Here is an 18,312-nt window from a genome sequence, read left to right on the forward strand (position 1 = left end):
CTAGCCCACCGGCATGTATTTATCCAGGTACTCCTCGACGGTCTCCATCCACTCCTGGTAGACGGCGTCGTCGTTCTGCAGCCCATGGCCGGAGTGCTCCATCTCGAAGTACCGATAGTCCACGCCGCTCTCGTCCAGCGCCGCCACGAGGCGCTTCGACGCGAGGAACGGCTGCATCTTGTCGTGCGCGCCATAGGCAACGACCGTGGGAACGGGGTTATGGCTGACCCAGTCCGCGGCTGCGATTGGCCTGACCTTCTCGAGGTACGAGCCGTCGGCAATCTCCTCCGGCGTGATGGTCTCCCCGCTCATCACAGTGAACAGAGCAGCGGCGGCCGTGCGCTCTTCTTCGGTCTCGGTGCCCGCCCCGAAGATCCCCCAGTCCTCCGCATGGAAGCTCGAGGGGCCAACGGCACCAAAGGTGAGCACGACCGGCACCGGCGCGTCTGCGCCGTCGCGATAGGCATAGATCATCGCGAGGGCGTGGCCCGCCGAGCCGCCGGCGACGGCCATCCGGTCGATGTGGTAGCCGGCGGCCTCCGCCGCCTTCACCACCTCCGGCATGGCGGACTTTATCTCGTTCGACTGCGTGAGGACGCTGGCGTCGTTCCCATCCGTGCGCAGCGTGTAGTTGATGCCTGCCGCCACATACCCCTTGGAGCAGAGCCACGAGAGCATCTTCTCGTCATCTGACTTGTCGCCCGTCGTGAAGCCTCCCGCATGAAGGTACACGACAAGCCCGGAGGAATCCCTCGTGTCGTCCTTTGGCAGATAGAGGTCAAACCGGTTTGCTTCGCCCTCACCATACGAGAGGTCGCACTCGCGCGTCCCGATGCCCTCGCCCCACGTGACATCGTACTTCTGCAGGCCAGCAGGCTTGACGAGGAACTTGGAGGCGACGCCTGCCGCGAATGCCAGCGTGAACACAAGGACGCCGATAGCCACGAACTTTCCCCTCCTCATAGGAAATTCCCCCCAAACAGCGTGCCGCCAAGCAGCATGTTCCCGACGGCCCGGATGAGCAGCCTCCCGGAGACGAAGCCCAGCACGGCGAGAACTGCCAGGACGATCCACCTGGTCCTTGTCATCCCTGCCTCCCTTGCATGTTTGATGCAACAGATGTAACGTCCTCTTGTCAGGACAAATGTACCATCACGTTGTTGCCGTCAGGGCGACGGCGGCAAAATGGCGCAAAGTGGAGGGAATGTACCATCATGGGCAACCGTGAGCGGAACACGTACGTGTGCCAGGCCATCACGGGGGCGCTCCTCGAGATGCTAGAGACCAGGAGGCTCGACGACATAGGCATCGGCGAGATCACGGCCAGGGCGGGCGTCTCGAGGAACTCCTTCTACCGCAACTTCAGGTCCAAGGACGCGATCGTGCGCCGGCAGATCCGCACATACCTCGGGGAATGGAAGGCCGAGGTGGACGCCGACGACGGGGCGGACCCGAAGCACCTCTTCGTACTGCTCTTCGAGGTGGTCGAGAGGCACAAGGACTTCTTCCTGCTGCTCAGGGGCGCAGGCCTTCTCTACCTGCTGCAGGACGAGTTCTTCTCGTCCTTCGGCCCCGCCGATGAGGACGACGACGTGGCAGCCTACTCGAAGGCGTTCTTCGCCTACAGCACCTACGGCTTCCTGGAGACGTGGATCCGCAGGGGCATGCGACAGACCGCCCGCGAGATGGGGCAGATGCTACGGGCATCAGAGTAGCGGTGTCGTCCGGCACAGCGCCGCTGGCGACTGTGTGGGGTGCCTTGGCCTTCTCCGGCAATCGCCATCGCAAATTCGTACAATTTCTCGGCGCGAGCCAATCGGCAACTGGGATTTTCAGGCTACTGAACGGAGAATTGTACGAATCCCAGCCGCACTCGCATCCGGGCTGCAGGGGTTCCCCGAGAGCCAGGCAGAGGCTTGTGCCCCCAGCGTTAGGTGACTCGCAGCTAGATAACACGCTTCTCGAACCGCTACTCACGGCTTGCGTGCACTCCGTGTGCACTTTTGCGTGCACTAAAACAAAACAGGCCAGAGAGCATAGCCTCTGACCTGCAAGTTTATGGTGGGCGTGAAAAGGAGTAAAACTCTGCCATCTCCCGCTCCGGCGTGCGGAGGCGCCTAAACCGCAGCCCTGCCGTCGTACGCGTAGCCGTGCTCGTACATGTACTCGGGGGCGCAGTCAATCTCCCCGTCCGCCCATGTAACGGCACCATGGTCGATCTTGAAGTCATCGAAGACGGCGGGGTCGTCTAGCGGACCATAGACCTCACCGGTAAGCTCGTCCGCATCGAACACCCTCTGCTCCCCCGTCGAGAACGTGAGGAGCATCATCTTCCTCCCGGTGACCTTGGCATCCGTCACCTTGATTGTCTTTTCAGGCTCCCCCGCATACACGATTCCGTTCATCTCGAACATGCTCTCCACCCCCTACAGCGGATCGATCCTGTTGAACTTCTTGTTCTGAACCGCGTTGTTCCAAGCCTCGTAAAGCTCCTCCTCGTGAATGGCCATCCAGCCACTGATAATGCGGTACTGTTTCGCGGGCATCCTGCCCGCGATGAGTTCGCCATCCAGTGCAATTGAGGCTTCGTATTCTCCGTAAGAGGCGTGCACGTGAGGCTTGTGATGTTGCACTGAGTCGTTGTAATACATCGTAATGATGATTCCGTAGAACCGGCTCAATTCCGGCATGAGACCACCTCCCACATAACGTTTATGAGAGATATACCACACAGCCATATTCCACACAGCCGGAGCAATGAGCGATTCGCACCGGTTGGCATTGGGATAATGTTCCGTAATGTCCCGTACCTGATATCGCCTAGACTATGTCACCCCGCATACCCACAAACTATCCCGCTATGTTCAAGAGTCAACGACCTCGAAACCAGGCGTTTCTCTTGCGCGCCGCTTTAAGGAGACAGTTAATAGCAGACCTGTGCCACCCCGGCGCCCACGCGGTCCTCACAGTCTACTAGTATGTGATTGCATAATGGAGATTAGAAAATGTATAAAGAAAAATTGAACTCGCAGCTAGATAGCACGGTTCTCGAACCGCTGTTCACGGCTTGCGTGCACTCCGCGTGCACTTTTGCGTGCACTAAAACAAAACAGGCCAGAGAGCATAGCCTCTGACCTGCGAGTTTATGGTGGGCGTTAGAAGATTTGAACTTCTGACCTCTTCCGTGTCAGGGAAGCGCTCTCCCCCTGAGCTAAACGCCCGAATCTCTGCTGCTGGGGTTGCAGCGAGGAGTATCTTACGCGAAAACGCTCATGTAACGCAACCGTCAATCGCAAGTTTTTCTCACATCACAAATACTGCTCAGCGAGAAGGGCAACGAGGACTGGCTGACGGCGGGGCAAGCGGCCCTTCTCGCCCCACAAGCTCCGTCACCGGCAAGCGGCCCTCGATGCAGAGAATAGCTCCTTTTCTTAATACCGCTGCGCGACAACTGGGCAAATGCGGTGCCCGATTAAGAAAAGGAGCTATTCTCTGCGAGAGGGGACAGGGGCGGGTCCTAGAGGCGGCAAGCGGGGCTCCGACGGCGACGGAAAACGTCCAGGCGGCGATAAACAAGGTCCTCCCAGCGCCCCCCAAACCAAACCTGCGGGTTAATAGCAGTGCGCCGAGAAGGGCCAGCCCATCTACCTGCGGTTCTTCTCGGCAACGTCATCGCACGGGTGCTATTAACCCGCAGGTTTCCGGGGGGAGAGCTGGCGGCAAGGCCAGCGCAGGACGAAAGTCTCCCTCGGGCGTCAAAACGGCGCCGGAGGGGCCACTTTGCACGTAATCCCTGCTAAAACGAGCTCTCCGGCGCCAAAATGACGCCGGAGAGGGGCTTTCGTACGTTATGTCGTCGGAAACGCGCCTTCGGGCGTCACCGGACACCACCGGTCGCCGGTCGCCGCCGCACGCCGCCCGCGGCCGACCGCCGTCACCCCGTGTTTTGCAGCCCGGCCGCAACGCCGGACACGGTGCACAGGATGAGGTAGATGAACCGCTCGCGCTCCTCCGGTGTGAGGTGCTCGCCGCGCGTGCGCATCTCGCGCAGCGCGCGCACCTGCGTCACCGAGAGCACGTTCACGAACGGCAGCCTCGCGCGGATCACTGGCCCCAGCACGCGACGGTGCTCGAGCGGCCACTCGTCGCCCACGATCGCCAGCACCCACTTGCGCGTGAGGCGCATCTCCTCCAGAACCTTCTCTGCCAGATCGTCGCGCGAGCCAAGGGCAAGGTACATGCGGCCGATGCGCTCGTCCGTCTTGGAGAGCGACATCTCGATGTTGTCGATGAACGTCGTGAAGAGCGGCCACTCCGCGTACGCCTGGCGGAGAAGGTCGAGGTCACCCAGCTCCTCGCACGCCGTCCCCAGGCCGTACCACGCGGCCAGGTTGATGCGCGCCTGCGACCACGAGAAGATCCACGGAATGGTGCGCAGGTCATCCAGGGACTTGGCGCCCAGGCCACGCTTAGCGGGACGCGAGCCGATGGGCATGAGGCCGATCTCGGTAAGCGGCGTGACCGTGGAGAACCACTCCGCGAAGCCATCGGTCTCGAGCAGCTCGCGGTAGCGCCTGCGAGAGGCGCCGTCCAGCTTGGCTGCCAGGTCGGCGTACTTGGCAGTGGTCTCGGTGTTCACGTACTCGATCGACGGCGAGGACTGCAGCAGCGTGGCGCCCGCGACGGACTCGACGTGGCGCCTCGCGAGCGTTGGGTCGCCGTAGCGCGCGAAGATGACCTCGCCCTGCTCGGTGAGCTTGAAGCGGCAGTTGACCGAGCCCTTGGGCTGCGAGAGAACCGCGCGGTTTGCCGGGCCGCCACCACGTCCCACCGCGCCGCCGCGACCGTGCATGAGCACCAGGTCGATGTCGTTCCTCTCGGCCCACTGCGCAATAGCCGCCTGCGCCGCGTGGAGCACCAGCGTGGCCGAGGTGGGGCCGGCGTCCTTGGAGGAGTCGGAATAGCCGAGCATGACCTCCATGCGCCTGCCGGTCTGGGCAAGGCGCCTCTGCACGGGCTCAAGCTTGATGATCTGGTCAAGCGTGTCGACAGCGTTCTCCAGGTCCTCCACCTGCTCGAAGAGCGGAATCACGTCGAGCACCGGCACGTCCTCCTCGTGCGCAAAGGCAAGGCGCGCCAGCTCGTACACGTCGGCCACGTTCTGCGCCGACTGCGTGAAGGAGATGATGTAGCGTCGCGCGGCCTTCACGCCGTTGATGCGCTGGATGCTGCCAATGGCGCGGAAGGTGTCGAGAACCTCGCGCGTCATGGGCTGCAGCTCGCCCCTCTCGCCCCAGCGCCCGTGCTCGCGAATGTCCTCGAGCGCGCGGGCGTGCACGAGCGAGTGCTGGCGGAACTCCATCTCGACCAGGTGGAACCCAAAGGTCTCCGCCTGCCAGATAAGCTTCTGCAGCGGGCCGTATGCGGTGCGCACGGCACCGGCCGCGGCCAGCGAGCGCTGAACAATGCGTAGGTCGGCAATGTAGTCATCGGCCGAAGCGTACATGATGTCGGCCGTGCGCTGGATGGTGGCGCGAAGGCGGTCAGAGATCACGATCATGACGGCGCGGTGCAGCTCGGAGGTGGAGACCTCAAGGGCGCGCTGCGAGAGGACCTCGCTCATCTCGACCTGGTGGTTCCACAGGTTCACGAGGGCGTCGGAGGGCTTGGTGAAGCGCGCGTCCAGCGTGAGGTTGCGACCCACGTAGTAGGTCCTGTCTGCCAGGGCCTCAAGCACGTGCACGCGGAACTTCTCGGCCACCTTGCGGCTCACCTTTGCGGTGACGTTGGGGTTGCCGTCGCGGTCGGAGCCAATCCAGCTGCCGGGATGGAAGAACGCCGGGCACACGGGCGGCACGGTGCCTGCGCGCTCGCCCAGCTCCCAGTCATCGAAGCGGCGGTAGACCTCGGGCACCATGTCAAAGAGCGTGGCATCAAAGATGTCGATGACGGTGTCGGCCTCCTCGACGGGCGTGGGCTTCTTGTACGCGATGGGCGAGGTGCGCACCAGCGCGTCAATCTCCTGCAGCATGAGGCGTTCGTTCTCCACCAGCTCGACGCCGGCGAGCGTGGAGCGCTTGGCGAGAAGCTCGGAGATGCGGCGAATCTTGCCCTCGACGGCCTTGCGGCGCGCCTCGGTTGGGTGCGCGGTGAAGACGGGGTGGAACTCCAGGCGGTTGAGCAGCGCCGTTGCCTTCGCGCGACCGCACTCGTCAACCAGCTGGCCGTAGGCAACCGTGAGGTCGTTGATGGGATCGGCCGTCTCGGTGGTGGGCACCTCGCTCTCGCGGCGGCGCAGCGAGGACACGCGGTAGTTCTCCTCGCAGATGTTCGCCAGATGGAAGTAGGTGACAAAGGCGCGCATGAGCAGCGTCGCCCTGTCCATGGAAAGCCCGTCGATGGTGGAGACAAACTCCTGGAACGCCTGCTCGGCCAGGGCGGCCTTCTGGTCCGTGTGCGCCACGCCGTCAGCGTACGTCACGCGGATGGCGTCACCCAGCAGAAGGTCGAAGGTGGCGAGAAGGTCCGGGTCGTTCTCCTTGAGCACCTTGCGAACAAGGCGCAGGAAGAGCGCCAGGTTGTCGCGGAGCTCCTCGGGCACGTCTACCAACGCGAGGGCAGACTTTGCCTGCTCCGCCTCGCTTGCCCTCACAAGCGCGCGACCCTCCCCTAGGCCCGATGCCTCGGTTGTTGTCATGTATCCTCCCTCAGCTCCCGCCGGTCCCGCCGACGGACTTGCACGTGTGCCGCATGTCGCTGCATGCAGGACAACCTTAGCAAGCCAACCCACGTTAGGCACCAACCCCACCGAGCATCCGCAAAGGCGAAACGCAACGTACACGATGCGGCCAGGTGCAAGACCGCTTTCACGCGGCGCGATACAATGGCCCCTATAGTTGACCGGCGGACGAGAGATGCTTGGCCCCAGTGGCTGTGAGAGGATGGTCGGCGCATGGCACGAACGAGCAGGCGGCGCGGGAGAGCCCAAGAGACGGGTCTGAGCTCGCTCGTGGGATCGCGCGCCGGCAGGCACGAGAGCCGCTCCAGCCGCGCGGCCAAGCCCAAGAAAGAGGGCTTCCTCCGCCGCGTCACCAACCACTGGTGGGACCGCCTGATCTCCTCGGTTTTCTCGGGCAGCATCTCTCAGCAGTCCGAGCAGTACCTCTCGCACCAGACCACGCGAGACTACGTGTGCAACTCCATTGGCCAGGCGTGCTGGGGAGGGTTCTTCCCGCTACTCACCATTGTGGCCACGCAGTTTGTGGGCGCCGAGAACGCCGGCCTCTTCTCTATGGCCATGGTCGTGGGTACGCTCCTGTTCTTTGTGGGCAACTATGGCGTGCGCACGTACCAGGTCTCGGACATCGACGAGATGGACTCGTTCTACGACTACCAGGTCAACCGCATTGCGACCTGCGTTGCCATGGTGCTTATCGGCCTTCTGTACTGCCGTATCCGTGGCTACAACGGCGACATGACGGCCATCGTGTGCGGCGTGATGGGATTCCGCTTCTTCGACGCGCTGGGCGACGTCTACGAGGGCAGGCTGCAGCAGAAGGACAAGCTGTACCTGGCCGGCATCTCTCAGGCGGTCCGCTGCGCGCTCTCGTTTGTGGTCTTCACGGTGCTGCTCTTTATCACGCGCAACATGGTGGCCGCGAGCATTGGCATGGCGGTGGGCGCGGGGGCCTCGTTTGTGCTGCTCACGCTGCCGCTGGCGCTCATGGAGACCGAGCGCTCGCTGCCGCTCACGTGGCGCGGCGTGAAGGAGATCTTTGTCAACTGCTTCCCGCTGTTCCTGGCGGCGTTTCTCTACAACCTCATCGACTCGATGCCCAAGTTTGCCATCGAGGGGGTGCTCTCGTACGACAACCAGCTCTACTACAACGCCATGTACTTCCCCGCGCACGCCATTCTCATGGCTGCGGCCATGATCTACAAGCCGCAGCTGCTGCGCCTGGCCAGCATCTGGGACGACCCCGAGCAGCACAAGCGCTTTGACCTCATCATCCTTGCGATGATGGGCGTGATTGCGGGCATCACCGTGATTGTGGGGCTCTTCATGGGGTGGCTGGGCATCCCCATCATGAGCTTCCTGTACGGGCTTGACTTCGAGCAGTTTAGGCCGCTGGTCTACGTGATGGTGGTAAACGGCGGCATCTGCGCGGCAATCGACTTTCTGTACCAGATCATCACCGTGCTGCGCGAGCAGCAGGCCGTGAGCAGGCTGTACCTCATTGCGTTTGCCTTCTCGGTGCCAGTGCTGTGGCTGCTCGTGGGCTTCTCGGGGCTCTCCGGCGCCGTGGTGGGCGCCGTAGTGGTGATGAGCATCCTTCTGGTGCTGCTGCTCTCCGAGTACTTCGCCATCCGCAAGCGCCTCGAGCGGTACTAGGCGGGGCCTCTCATCTCCTCCCCCATCTCCTCCCTCGCGTTCTTTAGCGGTATTTGAGAATCGCGCTGCTCGCCAACTGGGCAAATGCACCCTCCGTTTCTCAGAAACCGCTAAAGAAGGAGATGGGGGGTGTCGGTGTGCATGTCAGAGAGAAGTTCGGTCGGCGAGACGAGGGGCGAAGGAAGCGGTTTGCGCACACAAAAATCGACATTGACGGTACAAATTAGGGGTTCCGCTTAGTATCACCCCAGAAGTGCCATTTCACTACCTGCGGCTCCGCAAAAAGTTAGGGGCTTCGTACTCGGCGATTTGCCGAAAATGTACCGTCAATGTCGATTTTTGTGCAGAGCCCTATTTTTGTGAGGCCTGATCCTATACAAGAGTCGACGAGAGTCGGCCGCCGGCGCCGGTGGCCGGCGGCGTCCAGCAGCTACGACGCGTCGTCCATCTCGAGGGCGTTCTCGCGGGATTCTCGCCGTTCCTTCACGGCGCTCGCCACGTGCACAAAGAGCAGTCCCAGGATGGCCGAGGTAACGGACCCGGCGAGAATGGCGCACTTGGCGGCCATGACCTCGTTAGGGTCGGTGAAGGCCAGGCCAGAGATGAGGATCGACATCGTGAAGCCCAGGCCGCCCATGATGCCTACCGCAATGATCTGCAGCCAGTCCACGTGCTTGGGCAGCTTGGCAAAGCCAATGTGCACGAGAAGCCACGTCACCAGGATGATGCCAATGGGCTTGCCAAGCACGGCGCCAAAGTAGACGCCCTTGGTAACCGGGTCCGCGATGATCGTAGCAAGGTCCATGTCCACGATCCTCACCTGCGCATTCACAAACGCAAAGATGGGCAGAATCACAAAGTTCACCGGCACCGAGATGTAGCGCTCCATGCGCTCCAACGGCGGCGTGACGTGGTGCATCACGCGCTCCACGCGCACGGCGGCGGTGGTGAAGTCGTGCTGGCCCAGGACGTGGCTCTCGTCGTCATACGTGTCTTCCAGCTCGCGGGCGCGGGCGTCAAGCCAGTTGCCCAGCTTGGAGAGGCGCACGTCAGAGCGCGCGGGCAGGAAGAACGCCAGGATGACGCCGGCCAGCGTGGCGTGGATGCCGGAGTTGTACATGCACACCCACAGCATCAGGCCAACCAGCATGTAGGGCTTGGCCGAGTAGACCTTCATACGCGAGATGATCCACAGCACCACAATCACGCCGAGAGACGCGGCGCACCAGGCCACGTTGGGGGTCTGCCCATAGAAGAGGGCGATGACCACGATGGCCAGGATGTCGTCGGCGATGGCCAGGGTCTGGAAGAAGACCTTGGTCGCGGGGGCAATGCGGTCGCCGAGAAGCGACATCACGCCCAGAGCAAAGGCAATGTCGGTGGCGATGGGCGTGGCCCAGCCGTGCACGGCGCCGCCGGCGTTGATGATGAGGTAGATCACCGCGGGCGCAGCCACGCCGCCAACAGCGGCAAGCATGGGAAGTGCGGCCTGCCTGGGCTTTCTCAGCTGCCCCACGGTCATCTCGTACTTGAGCTCTATGCCCACCAGCAAGAAGAAGATGGCCATGAGGAAGTCGTTCACAAAGGCCTCGATGGTTATCGAGAAGGTCGCGGGGCCAATGCCCAGCGAGAGGGGCGCGTGGAGCACCTCCTCAATCACCTCGTAGGCGGGCGAGTTAGCCGTGATGACCGCCGCGATGGCAGCGAACACCATGACCGCAGCAGCAATGGTGCCGTTGGAGGTCACCTTGTGGACAGCGCTGCGCTGTTCGATGCGCCTGATGACTGCGGGCTCACCGTAGATGCTTGCCATTGGTTGTGTTGTCCGTTTCCTTGAGGAGAGGCCGCTCGGGCCCTTCGTTACCCTCTTATCCTACCCAACCAATGATGCAAAATTATTTTACCGTTGTTACGGCAGGTGGCGTGGTTGCTGCTGCGTGGCTGTCGCTGTCCACGTGCGCGCCGGGCTGCCCGGCGGCGGCCACCTCCCCCAGCGCCAGGACCTGCTCCACGTAGATCTTCGCCGCAAGGCTCACCACCGCGGCCTCGATGGTCCGGTCAAGCGGAGAGTCGACCTTCTCGCCATTGGCGTCACGCAGGTCGATCACCGGCTCCACCGCCGGGGCAACAAAGTCCGGCCCCACCGCGAACTGCTCGGCAAGCGCGCACTCCAGCGCCGCGCAGAGCTCGTCGTAGGTGTGGCGAAGGTCGAGGTTCTCCTCCTCCACGTGGCGAATGAGGCGCGTGACCTGCTCGATCGAGAGCACGCGCTTGAAGAGGCACACGCAGACCACGTAGCAGACGTGGCGCCTGGTGTAGCGGTGCTTAACGGGCGCCGGCACCACGTGGCGCTTCACGTAGTTGTTCACCATGGAGCCCGTAACCAGCGGTCCTTCATCCGGCAGACGCATGAACGAGAGCTCGTCGTCAACCAGGGAGAGAAGCTGGTCCAGGTAAAGCTCGATTCGCGGGAGCTCCGAGAAGCGCGAGATGTGGATGCTCGTCATGCGCTCGGCGAGGGCGCGGTACGCGTCACGGACACCGGGGCAGCATGCCTGGTCCTTCTCGTCCGCCATTCTCACTCGCCCCCCCGCAACGCTTGGATTCTGTGTGATTAGATTATCTAGTATTCAAAACTAGATGCAATGGCTATAGTTGTGGCAATGAAAAAATCGGACGCGCTCTCCTTCTCCGATGTCCATTGGAGGGAACGTTGAACAGCCAGAGAATCGCAGTCATCACCGACACGGGCACGGACACGCCCACCGCGTTCGCGCGCGAGCACGACGTGCGCATCGTCCCACTGCGCATAAACTTCTCGGACGGCTCGACGTTCGAGAGCGGCGTCACCATCACGCCCGAGCAACTCGTCGAGCGCATGGCCACCGAGGTTCCCTCGACCTCGCTCCCCTCGCCCGCAACGATCCGACGCGAGTTCGACCGCGCGCATGACGACGGCTACGCGGCCGCAGTCTTCGTGAGCATCTCCTCCGGCCTCTCGGCCACCTGCGACACCGTGCGCATGCTTGCCGACCAGCTGGACGACTTCCCGGTTGTTGTGGTGGACTCCAAGAGCATCGGAGTTGGCGCGGGGCTTGTAGTGATGGAGGCCGTACGCATGGTCGAGGAGGGTATCACCCTGCAGTACATTGGCGCGATGCTCGAGCTGGTGGCACGCAAGAACTCGGTGTTCTTCTCGGTAAAGAGCCTTGAGTACCTGCGCAAGGGCGGCCGCATCAGTGCCGCCGTGTACCGACTGGGATCCGCGCTCAACATCAAACCCGTAATCACCTGCAACGAGGAGGGCGCCTACGTGGTCGCGCGGAAGGCACGCGGTTGGGAGCGCTCCATCGACACGCAGATCTCCCTCGTTGAGGAGCAGGCGAGAAGGTACGACAAGGTGCGCGTGGCCATTTGCTGCTCGAGCGCGTGCGACATGTTCGACGAGCTCGAGGAGCGCGTGCTTGCCCAGGTGGACAACGCCGTGGAGGTCATTCGCTCGGGGATTTCCGCCGACCTTCTCGTGCACACCGGTCCGGAGATCGTGGGGATTGCGATCCAGGGAGTGTAGGGGCGACGGCCCGTTGACGGAAACGCGCCCTTCGGCGAGAAAATGACGCCGGAGGGCGCGTAATCGAAGCAAATGCGTACGAGATGGCCCCTCTGGCGAGTTTTTCTCGCCGGAGGGGCACTTTCGTACGTGATGGCTACGGCAACGCACCTTTCGGCGTCAAATACGCGCCGGAGCTGCGACTTCGTACGCAATCGCTGAGAAAACCAAAGCTTCGGCGCCCCGCCCTACTCCCCCAGGCGAGAAACCATGCGAGCGACGATCGCCGCGCAGTGCTCGGCCGCAGCCGTCTCGAAGGCGGAGTACTCCACCGGCGTCGTAGACCCCGGCTTGTCCGAGATGGCGCGCACCACCACGAACGGCACGCGGTTGAGCCATGCCGTCTGGGCGACGGCGGCACCTTCCATCTCGCAGCACATGCCACCAAAGTCGCGCGCCAGCCGCTCCTTCTCGTGTGCGTCCGCCACGAAGGTATCGCCCGAGACCACGCGTCCCTCGAAGGCACGCACGCCGCCGGCCACGTCGCGCACGGCGGCCACCGCCTGCGCGCGAAGCCCGGCATCGGCCGAGAAGCCCACGCATCCCAGCTGCGGAATCTCCCCTGGCTCGTAGCCAAATACGGTCGCGTCCACGTCGTGGTAGCGGCAGTCGGTCGAGACGACGATGTCGCCCACGTCGATGCGTGCGTCAAGCGACCCTGCCACGCCAGTGTTGACCACGTGCGTCACGCCGTAGCGGTCGACAAGCACCTGCACGCACACGCCCGCGTTGACCTTGCCCACGCCGGAGCGCACGACGACCACCGGCACGCCTCCGAGGGTCCCGGCGTGGAACTCCATGCCGGCCACAGTCGAGACGGACTCGCCCTCAAGGCTCGCCACGAGGTGCGCGACCTCGACCTCCATGGCTCCGATGATGCCAACCTTGATATCGCTACGCATTGTGGCCCTCCTCGCTTTTCTCGCCGTCGAGCAGTGCCGGGTAGGTGAGGTGCGCGTCGTCGATTATCTCCAGCGTGTTGGCGAGGTAGCGCCGTGCCCACCAGTGCGCCAGGTTGAGGTCGGCGTCGTGCCAGTTGCCGCAGGCCTCGGGGCGAGCGCCGGGGATCTCTCCCTCGAAGTCGCGTATGAACTCGAAGCAGCGACGTACGAGCGGCAGCACCTCGTGCGAGCTGCACTGGCCAAACACCACCAGGTAGAAGCCCGTACGGCAGCCCATGGGGCCAAAGTAGACCACGCGGCCGGCCCACTCGGGGTCGTTTCTCAGGAAGGTGGCCCCCAGGTGCTCGATGGCGTGGACCGCGGCCGTGTCCATGACGGGCTCGCGGTTGGGCGCCGTGAGGCGCAGGTCAAAGGTGGTGACCACGGCACCGGTATCGGGGTCCTCGTCCACGCGGCTCACGTAGACGCCCGGCTCGAGCACGAGGTGGTTCACGGTGAAGCTTGCGATTGTCTTCATGGCGTCACTGCCTTTCAGTTGGTTGCGTCGTTGATTATCGATGCGCTCGTGTCCGCAGACGCCGGCCGGGCGATCCACGGCGCGCGAGAGATGGCGCGCACGAGCGCATCGGCCTGCACGGCATAGTTTGAACCGGCAACAAGGTGCAGGTGAGCCGTGCCATGGATGCCCAGGGGACCAAGGTGGTCGAAGAGGACCTCAGTCGAGAAGCCCGGCGCGAGAGCCGCCCCGCACTTCTCGCTCGCAAGGCGCTGGACCTCGCGGGTCACGGCATCCAGATCGCTGCCCTGCTCGACGTAGAACTCCACGGGGCAGTCGGTGACCGACCAGTCCGTCTCGCGCGTGAGCGCGGTCTTGTTGAGCACGGAGTTGGGAATGACCTCGACCTTGCCGCCCTTGTCGCGCACCATGGTGGAGCGCCAGGTGACGTCCACCACCTCGCCGGTGAAGCCGCCAATGGTGACCTGGTCGCCGGGGCGCACCACGCGTCCCATCATGAGGCCCAGGCCGGCGACGATGTTTGACACCGTGTCCTGCAGGCCAAACGAGATGACCACGGAGGTCACGCCCAGGGCGGCGACAAAGGCCGTGGGCTGGACGCCAAAGACGGGCTCGAGCACGGCGAGCAGCGCAAACGCCCAGATGACCGTGCGCACGATGTTGACGAAGATCGACGCCTTGGGCACCCCGGCCGCGTCCAGCGCGCGCTTGAGGCCGTGCACCACCACACACTGGATGAGCAGCGCGATGCCCACGACGACGGCAAGGTAGACGACCTTCCCGACAAACGCTGACGCGTCTATGTTTGCGAGGACGTCCTCCATCGCTCCCCCAGACCTGAAAGCCAAAACGGTTGGTGAGAAGCCATCATACCCTCCCGATGAGACAAAGGACGAGACGAAGGGACTGTCCCTTTGTCTCGTCCGCGCCGCAAGCGGTAGGGCGAGCGGCTCCAAACGGCAGTCCTTCTCGTCAGTTTTCATGGCATCTGCCTGCATGTTCCCATCTAGTGGAACGACCCTTTCCGCACTGTGGCACGGCTTCGCCCCGTTGGCAGGCCCGCCTTCGTACCATCTGGCATGAGGTTCGGGTTCGGGTTTGCGCACGGGTTCGACCCCATAGTTCGGATTTGGCTTTGGTCCTGTATCAACCGTTGGGAGGATGTCATGCTCAAGGCAAGTGTCGGGGAAAGCAGCAATCTGGATCCACGTGAGGCCGTCAAGGAAACTGTGGGCAAGCTCCGCACCCAGGACGAGGGCGTCGGGAGCTCAAAGGTGGTCTTCGCCTACGCGAGCTGTGCCTATGACCTTCCCGCAATGCTCGACGAGTTTGCGCAGGAGCTCCCTGACGTACCGGTAATCGGCAACACCTCGTTCACCGGCGTCATCACCCCGGCAGGCTTCACGGGCGGCGACGGCTTCCTCGGCGCAATGGCGTTCGACGACCCGGGGATGTCGGTCGGCGTCGCCGCCTGCCCCAAGACCGATCCCGCGCAGGACGCGGTTGAGCTTGGCGAGAAGGTCGCCCGCAAGGCCATGGAGGCCGCAGGCAAGGACGAGGCCCCGCTCTACTACTTCATGGCCGCCTCTCCGGCCGAGGAGGAGTACTACGTCAAGGGCATCACGCACGTTATCGGGCGCGTCCCGTTCTTTGGCGGCAGTGCGGCGGACAACGCCATCGCCGGTGACTGGCAGCTCTACACCTCCGAGGGCGCCTTCGCGGACGGCGTTGCGGTTGCCTTCTTCTACGGCGCGCCCGCGATGGCAAACGTCTACACCGGCGCCTACCACGAGACCGAGGACGTGGGCATCGTCACCAAGACCGTTGGCAACCGCATTCTGGCCGAGATCGACGGCGTGCCTGCGCTCGAGAAGTACGCCTCCTGGCGCGGCATGGACGTCGACGGCCTGCGCGGCGGCGCGCTTCTCGCCGAGTCCGTGGTGTCCCCGCTCGGCGTGAAGGACCGCCTCGGAGACCTGGTCGCAATCCGCCACCCCATGGCCGGCAACGACGACGGCTCCATCAGCCTTGGCAACAAAATCGCCAAGAACACCGCCGTCATCCGCATGGAGGCGAGCGTGGACGAGCTTGTCGCCTCGACCGGCGAGACGCTCGGCGAGCTCAAGAGCCAGATCGCGGATCCGGCCGCGTACCTGCTGGTTCACTGCGGCGGACGTCGCGCGGGCATCGGCGAGCGCATCGGCGAGGTGGCGGACCTTCTCGCCAGGCAGGCCGGCGGCGTGCCGTTCCTCACCGAGTTCACCTTTGGCGAGTATGGCCAGGTCGACGACGGCTGCAACACCTGCGGCGGCCTGATGCTCTCGTTCACCGGATTCGCCAAGTAGCCGCAAGCGCTCCCGGCACCGCACGCGCTCCCTCGCACCGCAAGCGCTGGGGAGAACCGCAGGCGCCCAAAAACCCGCAAGCACCCCAAAGAAAGGAAGGACCCTGCCATGAAAATGTTCCTGAACGGCAAGCCTGCCGACGCCTCAGACGGCGCAACCATCGAGGTCACCAACCCCGCAACCGGCAAGCTCATCGAGACCATCCCCTCAGCGACCGAGGAGGACATCAAGGCCGCCGTCCAGTACGCCAAGGCAGCCCAGCCCACCTGGGCAAAGGTGCCGGTGCACGAGAAGGCCGACATCCTCATGAAGTTCCTCGACCTCGTGGCGCGCGACCACGAGTCGCTGGCCCAGACCCTCTGCGCCGAGACGGGCAAGCCCATCGTCGAGGCTCGCGCAGAGATCTCGAACATCCCCATCGCCTTCCGCGCCTTCGCGGAGCGCGCGAAGCACCTCTACGGCGAAACGATCCCCGCCGGCATGGAGGCCGGGCAGGAGCACCACATCCTCATCACCCGTCGCGAGCCCCTGGGCGTCATCGCCGCCGTCATCCCCTTCAACTTCCCGTGCGACCTCTTCGACCAGAAGGTGGCACCCGCCCTTCTCGCCGGCAACGCGGTGATCGTGAAGCCGTCGACCGACAACCCCCTCACGCTCTGCAAGCTTACGGCGCTTCTCGGCGAGGCCGGCGTCACGCCCGGCGCCATCCAGATCGTGACCGGACGCGGCTCAAAGGTTGGCAACTGGCTCTGCACCGACCCAGACGTCGACGCTATCACCCTCACCGGCTCGACCGAGGTTGGCATCGAGACCGCTCACCACGCGGCGGACCACCTTGCCCACACCGCCCTTGAGCTGGGCGGAAACGACGCCTTCATCCTCCTGCCCGACGGGGACGTGGATCTGGCGGTCGACGAGCTCATGTGGGGCCGCATGTACAACACCGGCCAGGTGTGTTGCGCGTCCAAGCGCTTCCTCATCCACCGGAGCCTCGTGGACGAGTTCACGAGCAAGGCCGTCGCGCGCATCTCGGCCCTCAAGCAGGGCGACCCCGCCGACGAGTCCACGCAGATTGGCTGTCTCATCTCTGAGAAGGCCGCCATCAAGGCCGAGGAGCAGATCAAGCTCACCGTGGAGCAGGGTGGCAAGGTCATCCTCGGCGGCCACCGCACGGGCGCCTTCCTCGAGCCGACGGTCATCGCGGACGTGCCCGCCACCGCAGACGTCGCCAAGGACATGGAGATCTTCGCGCCCGTGGTGCCCATCATCACGTTCGACACCGTCGACGAGGCCGTTGAGATTGCCAACGGCTCCAAGTTTGGCCTCTGCGGGTGCGTCTTCACGCGCGACATGAAGCTCGCCACGAGCGTCGCCGAGCGCCTGGAGTGCGGCGGCGCCGTGATCAACGGCGCGAGCTTCTTCAGGAGCTTCGAGATGCCGTTTGGCGGCTACAAGTACTCGGGCATTGGCACCGAGGGCGTCATGTCCACCTTCGACGAGGTCACGCACACCAAGACCGTCGTTCTCAAGGGCATCGTGTAGCGGCTGCCGAGAAACGCAAGGCAACGGGCCCGCATCGTTTGGTGCGGACCCGTTTCGTGTGCGCTGGCGGCAGCATGGCAGGCGAGGCGACGGCGTCCGGCGTGGCGGCCGGCGCGGCAGCGCCCGTCTCGTCTACGCGGCCTTGTATCCCATGCGGCGCGAGAGGTGGCGCGCGGCGCTCATGACCTCGCCGGCGACCATGTCGATGCGATCGTCCGTGAGCTCCGTCACCGTGCCGCTCGCGCTGATGGCGGCCACCGCCTCGCCACGGTAGTCGAACACGGGCGCGCCAATGCAGCGGTGTCCCAGCTGGTACTCCTCGTTGTCCATGGCCCACCCCTGCACGCGGACCTTCCGCAGGTGCTCGACAAGGTCCTCGCGCGAGCAGATGGTATAGGGGGTGTAGCGCTTGAAGTCGCAGCAATCAAGAACGCGCGCCAGCTCGTCACCGGAGAGGCACGAGAGCAGACACTTCCCCATCGACGAGCAGAACGCGGGCGAGCGGTACCCCACCTGCGTGTAGAGGCGCGTGTGGGGATACACGTCCATCTTCTCCATGTAGACCACGTCGGCACCCTCGAGCACGCCCATGTGGGTGGTGAGGTTGAGGTCCCACAGCATGCGCGAGAGGCACGGCTTCGCCTCGGCGAGAAGCTCAAGGCTGTTTATGCGCGAGCTCGCAATCTCGATGAACTTGTAACCCAGACGGTACCCGCCCCTCTCGTCGCGCTCCGCGTACTGGCGCGCCACCAGCGAGGATAGGATGCGGTGGGCGGTGCTCTTGCTGAGGCCGGTCGCCTTGGAGATGTCTGTCAGAGAGAGGGGCTCGCGGCTGTCCGAGAGCGCCTCGAGAATGTCGAAGGCCCGATCCACCACGCGTATCGACTCGGCCATGGCCGTTGCTCCTCACCCTCGCCCGGTTTCTCGCCGACGCACGATTTCCGCCGGCGAGAAGAGCGTAGGGCATCCGGGACGCGCCGCGTTCCACCAGACGGCATGCGGCG

Annotated in this window: 16 protein-coding genes and 1 tRNA gene; 5 read left to right on the top strand and 12 right to left on the bottom strand. The window is 63.9% G+C overall.

Annotated elements, in window-relative coordinates; all coding sequences use genetic code 11:
• Both BT122_RS00810 and BT122_RS11120 read right to left on the bottom strand, forming a co-directional pair.
• Positions 1-963, bottom strand: a complete 963-nt coding sequence (locus BT122_RS00810; RefSeq protein ID WP_072354192.1) for an alpha/beta hydrolase — start codon at positions 961-963, stop codon at positions 1-3.
• On the bottom strand, positions 960-1,088 hold the full coding sequence (locus BT122_RS11120; protein WP_286130270.1) for a hypothetical protein: 129 nt from the start codon (positions 1,086-1,088) through the stop codon (positions 960-962). Before BT122_RS11120 ends, BT122_RS00810 begins: the two co-directional genes overlap by 4 nt.
• A gap of 126 nt (positions 1,089-1,214) precedes the next feature.
• Between BT122_RS11120 and BT122_RS00815 the strand changes: the two genes are divergently transcribed.
• Positions 1,215-1,715 (top strand): TetR/AcrR family transcriptional regulator, encoded by a 501-nt coding sequence (locus BT122_RS00815; RefSeq protein ID WP_072354193.1) that lies wholly within the window; start codon positions 1,215-1,217, stop codon positions 1,713-1,715.
• A 402-nt stretch (positions 1,716-2,117) separates the two neighbouring features.
• Here the strand turns inward: BT122_RS00815 and BT122_RS00820 are convergent, their stop codons facing one another.
• From BT122_RS00820 to BT122_RS00835, 4 genes are all read right to left on the bottom strand, one after another.
• The gene (locus BT122_RS00820; protein ID WP_072354194.1) at positions 2,118-2,414 is read right to left on the bottom strand and encodes a DUF2442 domain-containing protein; all 297 of its coding nucleotides are present in this window, start codon (positions 2,412-2,414) and stop codon (positions 2,118-2,120) included.
• Positions 2,415-2,426: 12 nt separating this feature from the next.
• On the bottom strand, positions 2,427-2,690 hold the full coding sequence (locus BT122_RS00825; protein WP_072354195.1) for a DUF4160 domain-containing protein: 264 nt from the start codon (positions 2,688-2,690) through the stop codon (positions 2,427-2,429).
• Positions 2,691-3,146: 456 nt separating this feature from the next.
• A tRNA-Val gene (locus tag BT122_RS00830) sits at positions 3,147-3,221 on the bottom strand.
• A 713-nt stretch (positions 3,222-3,934) separates the two neighbouring features.
• Positions 3,935-6,697, bottom strand: coding sequence for a phosphoenolpyruvate carboxylase (locus BT122_RS00835; protein ID WP_072354196.1), 2,763 nt, complete (start codon positions 6,695-6,697; stop codon positions 3,935-3,937).
• Between the two features lie 255 nt (positions 6,698-6,952).
• Here BT122_RS00835 and BT122_RS00840 point away from each other — a divergent pair, with 255 nt between their 5' ends.
• On the top strand, positions 6,953-8,392 hold the full coding sequence (locus tag BT122_RS00840; protein WP_286130271.1) for a lipopolysaccharide biosynthesis protein: 1,440 nt from the start codon (positions 6,953-6,955) through the stop codon (positions 8,390-8,392).
• 430 nt (positions 8,393-8,822) lie between these two features.
• On the opposite strand, the gene nhaA is transcribed toward BT122_RS00840, so the two are convergent.
• Both nhaA and BT122_RS00850 read right to left on the bottom strand, forming a co-directional pair.
• Positions 8,823-10,205, bottom strand: a complete 1,383-nt coding sequence (gene nhaA / locus BT122_RS00845; RefSeq protein WP_072354197.1) for a Na+/H+ antiporter NhaA — start codon at positions 10,203-10,205, stop codon at positions 8,823-8,825.
• Between the two features lie 82 nt (positions 10,206-10,287).
• Complete coding sequence (locus BT122_RS00850) at positions 10,288-10,968, bottom strand: DUF1836 domain-containing protein (protein ID WP_072354198.1); 681 nt, start codon at positions 10,966-10,968, stop codon at positions 10,288-10,290.
• A gap of 137 nt (positions 10,969-11,105) precedes the next feature.
• Between BT122_RS00850 and BT122_RS00855 the strand changes: the two genes are divergently transcribed.
• Positions 11,106-11,963 carry a DegV family protein gene (locus BT122_RS00855; protein ID WP_072354199.1) on the top strand — a complete coding sequence of 286 codons (858 nt, stop codon included), beginning with the start codon at positions 11,106-11,108 and terminating at the stop codon, positions 11,961-11,963.
• A gap of 227 nt (positions 11,964-12,190) precedes the next feature.
• On the opposite strand, the gene BT122_RS00860 is transcribed toward BT122_RS00855, so the two are convergent.
• Genes BT122_RS00860 through BT122_RS00870 form a run of 3 tightly spaced genes read right to left on the bottom strand, consistent with a single transcriptional unit; the run spans position 12,191 to position 14,245 of the window.
• Positions 12,191-12,904, bottom strand: coding sequence for a 5'-methylthioadenosine/adenosylhomocysteine nucleosidase (locus tag BT122_RS00860; RefSeq protein ID WP_286130272.1), 714 nt, complete (start codon positions 12,902-12,904; stop codon positions 12,191-12,193).
• The gene (locus BT122_RS00865) at positions 12,897-13,421 is read right to left on the bottom strand and encodes an S-ribosylhomocysteine lyase (protein WP_072354200.1); all 525 of its coding nucleotides are present in this window, start codon (positions 13,419-13,421) and stop codon (positions 12,897-12,899) included. The genes BT122_RS00860 and BT122_RS00865 overlap by 8 nt, the downstream gene beginning before the upstream one ends.
• Before the next feature lie 14 nt (positions 13,422-13,435).
• On the bottom strand, positions 13,436-14,245 hold the full coding sequence (locus BT122_RS00870) for a mechanosensitive ion channel family protein (RefSeq protein ID WP_072354201.1): 810 nt from the start codon (positions 14,243-14,245) through the stop codon (positions 13,436-13,438).
• Between the two features lie 342 nt (positions 14,246-14,587).
• Here BT122_RS00870 and BT122_RS00875 point away from each other — a divergent pair, with 342 nt between their 5' ends.
• Both BT122_RS00875 and BT122_RS00880 read left to right on the top strand, forming a co-directional pair.
• Positions 14,588-15,766 (top strand): FIST signal transduction protein, encoded by a 1,179-nt coding sequence (locus BT122_RS00875; protein WP_072354202.1) that lies wholly within the window; start codon positions 14,588-14,590, stop codon positions 15,764-15,766.
• 108 nt (positions 15,767-15,874) lie between these two features.
• Positions 15,875-17,308, top strand: a complete 1,434-nt coding sequence (locus tag BT122_RS00880; protein ID WP_072354203.1) for an aldehyde dehydrogenase family protein — start codon at positions 15,875-15,877, stop codon at positions 17,306-17,308.
• Between the two features lie 132 nt (positions 17,309-17,440).
• Here the strand turns inward: BT122_RS00880 and BT122_RS00885 are convergent, their stop codons facing one another.
• On the bottom strand, positions 17,441-18,202 hold the full coding sequence (locus BT122_RS00885) for an IclR family transcriptional regulator (protein WP_072354204.1): 762 nt from the start codon (positions 18,200-18,202) through the stop codon (positions 17,441-17,443).
• Between the last annotated feature and the right edge of the window lie 110 nt (positions 18,203-18,312).

The organism is Olsenella sp. kh2p3 (assembly GCA_900119625.1).
Taxonomy (GTDB): Bacteria; Actinomycetota; Coriobacteriia; order Coriobacteriales; family Atopobiaceae; genus Tractidigestivibacter.